We start from the raw sequence: 11,463 nt of genomic DNA on the forward strand, positions 1-11,463 counted from the left end.
AATTCCACAAAAGAATCTGTATGTATCCACAACAGTAGTTATATATGACGGAATTTTTGAACTTATAAAAAGATTAAGAGGCGATAGAAAATGAAAAGATATATTAGTATAAAAGGAATTGGTACATATCTTCCAAAACGAAAAGTAGATTCTTCTGAAATAGATCGCGTGCTAGACGTACCAGAAGGCTGGACGTTAAAAAAAGCTGGGGTGAAAACAAGATATTTTGTTGATGGAGAAACGTCTTCTTATATGGGGGCGGAAGCTGCAAAAAAAGCTGTAGAAGATGCGAAGTTAACATGGGATGATATCGATTGTATTATTTGCGGAAGCGGAACGATTCAACAGGCGATTCCTTCTACTGCATCACTTATTCAAGAACAGCTCGGGCTACAGCATTCTGGTATTCCATGTTTTGATATCAATTCAACATGTCTAAGTTTCATAACAGCACTTGATACAATTTCGTACGCAATGGCATGTGGGAGATACAAAAATGTTGTTATTATTTCTTCTGAAATTTCTTCTGTTGGATTAAATTGGGGACAAAATGAAAGTAGTATTTTATTCGGTGACGGTGCGGCAGCTGTTGTCATAACAAAAGGCGATCATGCATCTTCTATTATTGCTTCCCATATGGAAACATATAGCTCTGGTGCGCATTTATCAGAAATCCGTGGCGGTGGAACGATGATTCATCCTAGGGAGTATAGTGAGGAACGAAAAGAAGACTTCTTGTTCGATATGAATGGAAGAGCCATTTTTAAACTATCTTCTAAGTATTTAATGAAGTTTATCGACAAGCTCCTTATGGATACTGGTTATTCTCTAGCCGATATTGATTTAATTGTTCCTCATCAAGCAAGTGGACCAGCTATGAGACTTATTCGTAAAAAATTAGGGGTAGATGAAGAACGTTTTATGACCATTTTTGAAGACTACGGTAATATGATTTCCGCATCTATTCCAGTCGCTCTTTTCGAAGCGATTAAGCAAAAGAAAGTGCAACGCGGAAATAAAATATTATTATTAGGTACTTCTGCTGGACTTTCTATCGGGGGCATCCTTCTTGAATACTAAGAAAACAGTATTACTTACAGGGGCACGTGCACCAGCAACTTTGCATTTATGCAGACTGTTTCATAACGCTGGACATACCGTTATTATTGCAGATAGTATTCCTTATCCGTTAAGTAAAGTTTCAAAAAGTACGGATTACTTTTATGAAATCCCATCTCCAAAGTGGAAAACAAATGAAAGTATTCGTGCGCTACTGTCCATTATTCAACGTCACAATGTAGATTTGCTTATTCCTACTTGTGAAGAAGTATTTTATATATCTAAATATAGAGAGGAGTTAAGTGTATTTTGTCATGTATTAGTAGATGATTTTCAAAAACTTTCATTACTGCATAATAAGTGGGAATTTATTCAGTTCGTAGCAAATTTAGGGTGGCAAGTACCTGCGACATGCAGAATAAGTAATGAAGAAGCGATAAGGTCAATGATGCACAAAACACCAGCTCATACTCCATTTGTATTAAAGCCGATTTACTCCCGGTTTTCTGATAAAGTGGAATTTATTACAAAAGAGGCTGCTCTAAAAGAAAGCATGATACGTAAGCCAAATTATATTATGCAAGAGTTTATACAAGGGACGCAGCATTGTTCCTATAGTATTGCACAATCTGGGGAAGTGTTAGCTCACTCTACGTATAAAACGGAATTCACGGCAGGCTTAGGTGCTACCATTGCGTTTCAGCATATGAATCATCCTAAAATTGATCAGTTTGTTACGCATATTGTAAAAGAGTTAAATTTCTCAGGACAAATTGCCTTTGATTTTATCGTTACAGAGAATGGAGATGCGATTCCAATTGAATGTAATCCACGTACTACAAGTGGATTACATTTATTCGATGAGGAAATATTGCCCGCTTTTTTTAATGAAAAAGTAAACAATTCATTCATTCCAAAACAAAATTCAGAGTGTGCAATTCGGTTAGCGATGCTTCTATATGGATTTCCTTATTTAAAAAGTAAACAAAAACGTAAACGATGGTTAAAAGTTCTATGCTCTTATCCAGATATCGTTTATCGTCACAATGATTGGAAACCATTTTTTTATCAGTTTTTTAGCATATACAAATTATGGCGTGAAAGTTATAAATATGAACGGACTATTTTAGAGCAAACAACATATGACATATCGTGGGATGGTGAAGATTTATGAAAATGCTAGTAACTGGTGGAACGGGCTTTCTAGGACAAAAACTCGCCTTTCGACTGAAAAATATGGGCTATGAAGTAACGGCAACAGGGAGAAATAAAACAATTGGTAAGGTATTAGAACAAAATGGAATTGAGTTTGTTCATTGTCCTCTTGAAGACAGGGATCGTGTGCTACAAGTTTGTAAAGATAAAGATTATATCTTTCATAGTGGCGCACTTTCTTCCCCTTGGGGCAAATATGAAGATTTTTATAATGCGAATGTGTTAGGAACGAAACATATTATCGAGGGAAGTCAAAAGTACGGTATAAAACGCCTTATCCACGTATCAACACCAAGTATTTATTTCTATTATGATGAGCGACAAAATGTAGTAGAAAATGCGAAACTTCCTGATACGTTTGTAAATCATTATGCAAAAACGAAGTACATGGCTGAACAAGCTATTGATCACGCTTTCGCGCATGGTTTACCAGTTATCACAATACGCCCGCGCGCTTTATTCGGACCAGGAGATAACGCGATTCTTCCACGTCTTATTAAAGTATGTGAAAAAGGGGCTTTACCGAGAATTGGTACAGAAAATGTTCTTGTTGATATTACGTATGTTGAGAATGTTGTAGATGCTTTACTTCTTTGTATGCATTCGCCAAAACATACATTAGGGCAAAAGTACAATATAACAAATGACGAACGTATCAATTTATATGAGGTCATAGAAAATGTAATGAAGCGCCTTGATAAGGAAGTACGATATAAAAAAATTTCCTACAAAACTGCTTTTACACTAGCGGCTATATTAGAAGGGATCTCAAAAACTATTTTATTCGGAAAAGAACCTATTCTCACAAAATATACTGTTAGCGTCCTTTCAAAAAGCCAGACGTTAAGTATTGATAAAGCTAAGGAAGAACTAGGATATGCTCCAAAGGTCAGTATAGAAGAAGGAATTACAAAATTTGTAGACTGGTGGAAAATACAATGAAAATCAAATCTTTAAAGCTATATGATACAGGATATTGCACACATCCAGAAAAAATCGCATACTCCAAGGGCAGTTGGAAACAAATTTGTTTTCCGGCAACAGTAGGATTACTCCAGCATCCAGAATTAGGATATATTTTATTTGATACTGGATATGCAGGACACTTTAAAGAAGCGACAAAAAAATTCCCTTACTCTGTATATGCAAAACTGACGCCTGTTCATTTTACGGAAGAGCAATCTATTAAACAGCAACTTCTTCTTGATGGTATTCAGCCAGAAGAAATTAAATATATTATTCTTTCTCATTTTCATGGCGATCATACAGCTGGTTTACCCGATTTTCCAAAAGCGAAAATATTAACCTTCGCAAAAGCTTATGAGGATATTAAAAAGAGAAGTAAATTTGGTGCTCTATTAAAAGGGTGTCTAAAAGATACACTGCCGATGGATTTAGAGCAGAGGATGTCATTCATTGATCAAACTCCATCCCTTAACTTACCTTCTACATATGGAAAGTTTAAAGAGGGGTATGATGTATTTGATGATGGCTCATTATTTGCTGTTGACTTAACAGGACATGCAACTGGTCAATTTGGTATATTTGTCCATTTGCAGAGTAATAAAATTGTCTTTCTTTGTGCAGACGCAGTGTGGCTAAGTAAAACGTATCAAAACCTTGTCTTTCCTAGTAAGGTTGCAAACCTTTTAACGAGCCATCCAAAGTCTTACCGAAAGAATATTGAGAAGTTACACCATTTATCAAAAACATCACCTGAGATTGAAATTGTACCGACTCATTGTGAACATACATGGGATAAAATTAAAGCAGGGGTGTACTATGAATAAACTACGGATTCTCAAGCAATACTTGAAAACAAAATATGGCTTGAGATTTTCAAATCGCAAACAATTGGAACAGTTTCATAAACAACAAATAGAAAAACAACTTTTGTTCACGATAGAGGCGTCGCCTTTTTATCGCCAGTTATATAAGCCGTTTTTACATGAAATTCAAAAGGGAAATTTGTCTGCACTCCCGATTATTGATAAAGAAGTAATGATGGACCATTTTGATACATTAAATACAGTCCATATTTCAAAGGAAGAAGCGTTTCATATAGCATTTGAAGCAGAGAAGACCCGGAATTTCTCACCAACCATTCGGAATATAACTGTCGGTTTATCATCAGGCACGAGCGGGAATCGTGGGGTTTTTCTCGTTTCCGAGCAAGAACAAACGTTGTGGGCTGGCTCGATTATTGGAAAGGTGCTTCCTTCTAGCATTCTACATAAACACACGATTGCTTTTTTCTTACGTGCAAATAGCAATTTATACGAAGCGACAAAAAATAAGCGAATCTCATTTTATTTTTTTGATTTACTAGATTCGTTTCAACAGCATATCACGCGATTAAATGAAGTAAAGCCATCTATTTTAATTGCACCTCCGTCTATGTTACGGAAAATTGCTTACTGGCAGCAAGAAGGACTAATTACAATTTGTCCTAAGAAAATTATCTCTGTAGCAGAAGTGCTTGAAGATATTGATAGAGACTTTATTTCTGCAACTTTCAAGCAGACAGTACACCAAGTTTACCAATGTACAGAAGGTTTTCTTGCTACCACCTGTAAGCAGGGGACATTACACATGAATGAAGACCTCGTTCATATTGAAAAAGAATACTTAGATCAAGAGAAAGGGATATTCGTTCCCATTATTACTGATTTCATGAGGAAAACACAGCCGATTATACGCTATCGTCTCAATGACATATTAATTGAGAAAAAAACGCCGTGCAGCTGTGGCTCACCTTTCTTAGCATTAGAACGAATTGACGGTCGATGTGACGATATATTTATTGGAATAAGTGAAGTGGATCATAGCGAAATATTTATTTTTCCAGATTTCATTAGAAGAGCAATTTTGTTTGCATCTAGTGACATTCAAGAATTTAAAGTAATACAACATAGCGTAGACAAAATTGAAATGAAACTTAAAGCACTACCTGAAAATCTCGAATTATGTCAATCAAAGGTAATGCAAGAGTTACATGCACTGTGGTCTACTAAAAAGTGTGCGATACCACATTTTTTCTTTTCACATTACGATATTCAAGTATATGATAAAAAATTAAAAAGAATAGAAAGTTTTGTAAGGCGTGGTGAACATAAATGATTCAGTTACATGATGTTCATTCTTTGCATAGCATTGATTGGGAATCTAAAAAAGATGGAGCGTATGTACGAGATAGTTTCTTGCCTCTTTTTCAAAAGGGCGTTACAGCATTTATTGAAAATGTGAACACGCAGCTCTTTCTATTAGAAATTGATGATCTCATCTTACCAGTCACTCTTAATAACGCAGAGTTCGAAAATTCATATGTATGTTCTCCTTATACACATTACATATCGTATGCGTTAGAAGAGCTATGGGAGTTGAAAAAACCATGGCTAGAGAAGTTATTAACCTATCCGATTCATCTTATGGGAAATTGGCTAAGACGAACGAATATAAATAAAGTAATTGTCGTAAATAATTGGATGCTTTCAACAAATCTTTATCACTCTATCAACGAACAACAAATCGAACAAATAACGAAATTATTAGTTGAGAAATTTCCGGAGCATACCATTCTATTTCGCTCTTTAAATAACAAATTATATCCTGCAATGACAGAAGCACTTTCTACAGTAGGTTACAATAAAATCATGTCTCGTTCTATATACTTATTTGATCCGAAACATTATAAAAAAATGAATCGAAAAAAACGAAAAGACTTATTAAATGATAAAAGTTTATTAGAGAAAAGCAATTATGAAATCATTACGAATGAAGAATTAACAAAAGATGATATTTTACAAATTTCCCTGCTATACAACCAACTATATATTGAAAAATATTCCGCCCATAACCCAATGTTTACACCCGCTTATTTATGGAATGCTCTTCAGCATCGTTTATTTGAGATAAAGGCCATAAAAAAAGGGAATACAATTGATGGTGTCATTGCTTATTTTATTAGGGATGGAGTTATGACAACACCGATCCTTGGTTATCATACAAACTCTGACCAGCAACAAGGTTTATACCGTATACTTTCCCTACTTATTACAAGGGATTCTATCGAAAAAGATTTAATTTGTCATTGTAGTGCTGGGGCTGGAGAGTTCAAACGAAATCGTGGTGCAACACAGCAAATTGAATACAGTTATGTATATAACGCTCATCTCCCACCTAGCCAACAAAAGGTATGGAAAGTATTAATGTGGATATTAAATACATATATAGAACCGATGGCAAAAAAACATCGCTTTTAAGCAAAAAGACTTTTATGATTGCTTGTTACCTGAAACTTTTTATTTAAGTGTAGCTGCAATACCTACGTTGTGGAGTTTATATAGTATATTTTTAATAATTTATTTTATATGTATCGTTTGGATAAAAGAGAGAAGTGCTTGAAGGGTAGTTCTCTTTTTTATCCCGCTTTAATGGGCAGTAAGACCCCCACCTCAAAATGCAGCGAAAGCAAAGAAGTTAGGTGGGGGATCAACTGCCCATAAAAGTCCGATTGGTTCGACTAATAATCAGTGGGGATGAAGAAAACCCCCACTGATTAAAGTCTCACTTTATTAAGTTTTTGAAACAGCGCATTATGTACATACAGTAAAGAAGTAAAAGATTAGTAGGCATGGGGAGAAATCTTTATGTCTTTTTTTATGAGGATTTTTAATTTTTAAAATACATTGTAAGAAATAATTTACAATTTGTAAAAAATAAATTACAATTATCTAAAGAGGTGTTGCTATTGTTGCATAATAAAATTGTAGTTTATCGAGCAGAAAAAGGTTGGACCCAAGAAGAACTGGCAACAAGAGTGGGAGTTAGTCGTCAAACTATCGCTACTCTTGAAAAGAATAAATATAACCCTTCTCTAATTCTTGCCTTTAAAATCGCAAATGCATTTGAAAAGCCGTTAACCGACGTATTTGATTATCTAGAGGAGTGATACATATGTTGTTGTTAAAAATTTTGTTATTTGGTTTAATAGTGATAAGTAAGATGTATGTAATAAAATTTCAATCAAGTGATGAAGCAAATGACGAAAGAGGAAGAGAAATTCTATATAAAACAAATAATGCTTTGTACAATATTTTATATTTAGGTATCCTTGCCATTATTGTTTTACAATTAATTGATATTATTCCTTTGCAATTTCTACCTGATTTGTTGTTATATTTTGCACTTTCATTAAGTGTGTTAGGCAGTATTTTTATATTTATCAACAGAAACAGTAAAAATTACTAATACGAGTTAAGTGTTTAATCTTGTTCTGTTAGTTAATTGAACAAAATTTTTTTAGTAAGCTACATAAAATAATCAATCTTTTTCATGAAAATTTAAGGAAGCCAAAAGAACCCACACATTTTAATCAAAATGTGTGGGTTCTTCTTTTTATAAAATGAATATTTGTAGTGTAGAATATATCCAATTGATTAACCGAACTAGTATTTTAGGGGCATTAACTGAAACCATAAATATAACCTCATGTCTATCTTGTTGATGAATTTCATTGTCCTCGGATAAAAAATCAGTAAACCCTTTAAGTATGTATTACTTTGGTTTTTATTACAATTTTGTAAGGTTAAGTAATAAAAATCGATAGAACGGGATATTGGAATGGGATACTCTGATTGATGGATAGAATATTCTGAAAAAGGGGTAGGACAAATGAAGAATAGACAACAAGCATCGATAATATGCAAAAGCATTTTATGTTTAATCATTTGCATATTGATTACGAATGAAGCATGGTTTACAAATGTGGTGAGGGCAGAATCGGGCACGTTGACTGATAGGAGTATAGAGGATTTCAAAAAAAAGCTAGATGAACAGGTACCAAAATGGCAGGGGAATTATAATGTACCAGGGGTTGCAATAGGAATTGTACATGAGGGGCGTATTGCTTATACACTTAACTACGGTTATGTAGATAAAAAGACAAAAAAAGCGGTGAGTGATGATACTTTGTTTCAGGCTGGTTCCATATCTAAAAGTCTTACAGCTTGGGGAATCTTGCATCTTGTAGATGAAGGTCGTTTATCACTAGATGATCCCGTTGGAAAATATCTGACAAAATGGAAATTACCTAATTCAGAGTTTAATAATAATGAAGTCACGATCAGAAGATTATTAAGTCATACAGCAGGGCTGTCTGCACATAAAGGATACCTTGGGGTTGCACCAGGGAAACATCTTGATTCTATCCAGGAGTCTCTATCTGGAAAAGGATGGCTTAATGAATCAGTGGAGGTTACCAATAAACCAGGTTCAGAAACAATTTACTCTGGTGGCGGATATACAATTTTACAACTTGTAATTGAAGAGGTTACCGGAATACCGTTTACTCGTTATATGGAAGAACAAATTATGAATCCTTTAGGAATGAAATCAAGCTCATTCTTACAACGTCCTGAAAATCCTAATCTTTCGAAAGTCTATGGATATTTTGGAGAGGAGCTCGCTAGTTACCAATTTACCGAACAGGCTGCTGCAGGTCTTAAGACAAATGTTACGGATATGATGACATTGATACTTGCAAGCATGGGTGCACATAATAAAGGGAATGGTGTCATCAAAAGTGAACGTGTTGAAGAAATGCAAAAGCCGGTATTAGGGGAGAATGGTTTAGGTATATTTGAAAAAAAACTATCTAATCAATGGAAATTACTTTATCATTCTGGTGACAATCGAGGCTGGCATTCTTTTTATGGTTTCATTCCTAATACAAAGGATGGATTGGTAATACTTACAAATGGTGATGGTGGTATAGACTTACGACAGGATATTTACCACGCATGGATTGAATATGAAACGGGAAAATTACCTGAAAGTTACGTCGCTCTAGCTGAGCAGAGAAAAAGTAATTCCATTATATCAATTGTTATTGGAGCCACACTTGGTTTATATTTGCTGCTATTTATAGTTAGATTGTACAAAGGTAGAAGAAGTTTCATTTTTAAGCAAGTGAAGAAATCCTACATCGGATTAGTAGTTAGGACATTTATACTTATTATTACTGCTATTCTCGTTTTTTGTGCTGCCGATTTGTGGAGAGTTTTCAGCTTGAATTCCGGTAATACAATAAATTTTATTCTAATAATGGTATGGATTATAACATTATTAATTAGTGGATTTTTCCCGAAAATTAAAAGTAATAAAAAACAACGGATGAAACGAAAAAATTTAATATCAAAATTTACATGTATGTAATGTTTAAGGCTAGAAAGCTAGATTGGCGTGAATCGCTAATTGTGGTTTGCAAAAAACGACAAAATCTCTTAAAAAACACTTAACTTTTAACTCCATCTATCTTTACAATGCCTCCCTATAATGTGAATTGGACAAGCACCTAAGAGAAAGCAGAACATGTCAGTTTGTACATTTTATTATTAGGGGGAGAATTTGTATGAAAAAGACAGTTGCTTCGTTAGTGGTTATGACGGCATTATTACCGACATTTTCAGCATATGCGGAAGGGAAAGAGCAAGTTCGAAAATCGGCTACAACTTTTAACGTTATTAGTGACATTCAAGGGGATTTAGGAGATTTTGATCATGTATTAAAAGATATGAACAAAGTGACGCCACTTTCTAGAGCGCTTATTATGAATGGGGATATAACACCAACTGGACAGCAGTCACAATATGATGATGTAAAGCGTGTGCTAAACAAAAATAAGCATCCAGAGAATGTATGGTCAACTGTTGGGAATCATGAGTTTTACGCTGGAAAATGGACAGCTGATGGGAAGTTATCTCAAAGTACATGGCCAAATGGTGTAACAGAAGAAACGCTATTTAACCGCTATCTGAAATTTAGTGGACAAGAAAAGGTATATCATAAAAAAGAATTAGACGGTTATCCGCTTCTATTTTTAGGAACTGAAAAATATATGAAATACCACGATTCAAAAATGTGGGATGAAGTATTTATGAGTGATGAACAATTAGGTTGGTTAAAACAAAATTTAGAAGAATATAGTCAAAAAGATAAAAACAAGCCGATTTTCATTTTTTCTCATCACGTTTTACCTGATACTGTGTCTGGATCAAGACAGTCACCATATTTAAATGACTATTTAAACGTGGATAAATTGTACGATATATTAAAAGATTACCCGCAAGTTGTTTTCTTCACGAGCCACACGCACTGGGATTTAAATTTACCGGATTGGGCTGGTAAAAAGAAAATTGCAGGCGGAGATAAAAAAGGATTTACAGTTGTAAATACGGGTGGTATTGAAACGGGCTGGATGTCGGCTGGACCAAATGGAGGAGAGAAGACTGCTCCTGATGGTTATTCATTCAAACAAGGGTTGCAAGTGAAAGCATATGGCAGCGATGTAATGGTGACAGCTTACGATTACAAACGTGATAAGGAAATAAAGAAATTATTAATTAGTGATTCGAAAATTGCACAAATGGCACCAAATGTAACGGCAGATGATAGTAAAAACGTAATCGTCGGTGCAACAGAATACATGGAGTACGCTATAGAAGGAACGGACGAGTGGCATACTTATAATCCAGGAAACCCACCCAAATTTGACGGGGACAAAATCGTATACGTACGCCATAAAGGCGAAATGAATTTAGAACCAGGATTAACACAGCTACTTCGTTTTTCGGCAAATAAATGATTGGAAGAGGGCCTACTTTTTATCGAGTGGGTCCTTTTTCGTTGTCAGTTTTTGTCGATAAATCGATATCTTATGTCGAATCGTCGATATATTGAAAAAATCGTTGATATATTTCAAGTTATGAACGATATATTTGAAAAATCGTCGATATAAATTTCATGTACCGTAATATGGTTAAAATCATTATTATAATTTCATGTACCGTATTGAAGATAAAACCTTTAATGCAATTCCATTTGCCAAAGCCGAATTCCAACACATTTTTATCCCAGAAAGATGACTTCATCATTTTTACATGTAATAATAGTATCGTTACATATATTGTGAAAGAAGTACAAAGGAGCGTTATTCATGAATTTAGCTAAATTCCCGAGAAAAAAATATACAGAATCATATACACCAATTGAGAAATTAAACAATTTTTCTGAGGCACTTGGCGGGCCGACTATTTATTTTAAACGAGATGATTTACTTGGTTTAACCGCTGGTGGTAATAAGACGAGAAAGTTAGAGTTTCTAGTTGCGGATGCGCAGGCAAAGGGTGC

The 11,463-nt window shown here is 34.6% G+C and carries 10 protein-coding genes and 1 pseudogene; all 11 read left to right on the forward strand.

Annotated features, from left to right (window positions below; genetic code table 11):
• Positions 1-90 precede the first annotated feature (90 nt).
• Positions 91-1,080 (forward strand): beta-ketoacyl-ACP synthase III, encoded by a 990-nt coding sequence (locus MR079_RS20575; RefSeq protein ID WP_139866090.1) that lies wholly within the window; start codon positions 91-93, stop codon positions 1,078-1,080.
• Positions 1,070-2,233 (forward strand): ATP-grasp domain-containing protein, encoded by a 1,164-nt coding sequence (locus tag MR079_RS20580; RefSeq protein ID WP_242294526.1) that lies wholly within the window; start codon positions 1,070-1,072, stop codon positions 2,231-2,233. Before MR079_RS20575 ends, MR079_RS20580 begins: the two co-directional genes overlap by 11 nt.
• Entirely contained in the window at positions 2,230-3,216 is a 987-nt protein-coding gene (locus tag MR079_RS20585; RefSeq protein WP_139866088.1) for an NAD-dependent epimerase/dehydratase family protein, read from the forward strand. The genes MR079_RS20580 and MR079_RS20585 overlap by 4 nt, the downstream gene beginning before the upstream one ends.
• Complete coding sequence (locus MR079_RS20590; protein WP_139866087.1) at positions 3,213-4,064, forward strand: MBL fold metallo-hydrolase; 852 nt, start codon at positions 3,213-3,215, stop codon at positions 4,062-4,064. The genes MR079_RS20585 and MR079_RS20590 overlap by 4 nt, the downstream gene beginning before the upstream one ends.
• Positions 4,057-5,394, forward strand: a complete 1,338-nt coding sequence (locus MR079_RS20595) for a F390 synthetase-related protein (protein ID WP_242294527.1) — start codon at positions 4,057-4,059, stop codon at positions 5,392-5,394. The genes MR079_RS20590 and MR079_RS20595 overlap by 8 nt, the downstream gene beginning before the upstream one ends.
• Positions 5,391-6,536: a hypothetical protein gene (locus MR079_RS20600; protein WP_242294528.1), complete on the forward strand. Its 1,146-nt coding sequence runs from the start codon at positions 5,391-5,393 to the stop codon at positions 6,534-6,536. Before MR079_RS20595 ends, MR079_RS20600 begins: the two co-directional genes overlap by 4 nt.
• Positions 6,537-7,024: 488 nt before the next feature.
• On the forward strand, positions 7,025-7,225 hold the full coding sequence (locus tag MR079_RS20605) for a helix-turn-helix transcriptional regulator (protein WP_139365247.1): 201 nt from the start codon (positions 7,025-7,027) through the stop codon (positions 7,223-7,225).
• Between the two features lie 5 nt (positions 7,226-7,230).
• Complete coding sequence (locus MR079_RS20610) at positions 7,231-7,524, forward strand: hypothetical protein (protein ID WP_000925447.1); 294 nt, start codon at positions 7,231-7,233, stop codon at positions 7,522-7,524.
• 423 nt (positions 7,525-7,947) lie between these two features.
• Complete coding sequence (locus MR079_RS20615; protein ID WP_242294529.1) at positions 7,948-9,489, forward strand: serine hydrolase domain-containing protein; 1,542 nt, start codon at positions 7,948-7,950, stop codon at positions 9,487-9,489.
• Positions 9,490-9,685: 196 nt separating this feature from the next.
• Positions 9,686-10,918 carry a DUF4073 domain-containing protein gene (locus tag MR079_RS20620; protein ID WP_242294530.1) on the forward strand — a complete coding sequence of 411 codons (1,233 nt, stop codon included), beginning with the start codon at positions 9,686-9,688 and terminating at the stop codon, positions 10,916-10,918.
• Between the two features lie 351 nt (positions 10,919-11,269).
• Positions 11,270-11,463: pseudogene (locus MR079_RS20625) on the forward strand (D-cysteine desulfhydrase); the annotation flags it as partial.

Source organism: Bacillus cereus group sp. BfR-BA-01381, from assembly GCF_022663555.1.
GTDB classification, from domain to species: domain Bacteria; phylum Bacillota; class Bacilli; order Bacillales; family Bacillaceae_G; genus Bacillus_A; species Bacillus_A pacificus.